This is a genomic window from Thalassospira sp. UBA1131, from assembly GCF_002311515.1.
Lineage (GTDB): Bacteria > Pseudomonadota > Alphaproteobacteria > Rhodospirillales > Thalassospiraceae > Thalassospira.
The window spans coordinates 2,804-3,079 of record NZ_DCAO01000112.1 but is presented as its reverse complement, the minus strand read 5'-3'; the positions used below and the strand labels follow the sequence as shown (position 1 = coordinate 3,079).

1 protein-coding gene is annotated in these 276 nt (G+C 50.4%); it reads left to right on the top strand.

The genetic code is table 11. The features are described 5' to 3' along the window. Positions 1-255, top strand: a 255-nt coding sequence (locus B3Z49_RS19085; RefSeq protein WP_296993708.1) for a hypothetical protein, incomplete at its 5' end; no start/stop codon positions are given. Between the last annotated feature and the right edge of the window lie 21 nt (positions 256-276).

The following is a 276-nucleotide window of genomic DNA, read 5'->3' as shown; positions in this document are numbered from 1 at the left end:
GTCAAAAAGCTGCATGATCGTCGCGGCTTAGGGGATTTTGGTTTTATCACCCTAATTATTGTGGGGGGATTCGTGCCCGGGATTCTGTGTGACGCCAGGGTGATGTCGGGACGATTGTTACTGCAATCCCTGCGAACGATGCTGTTTTGCGATATTGCAAATGCAACAGATGGCGTCATTTTCGACGTAACACAGGGGAAGAAATCGTTTGAAAACGAAAACGGGCGGCCTTTCAATGAAAGACCGCCCGACTGATGGTCGGAGCGAGAGGATTCG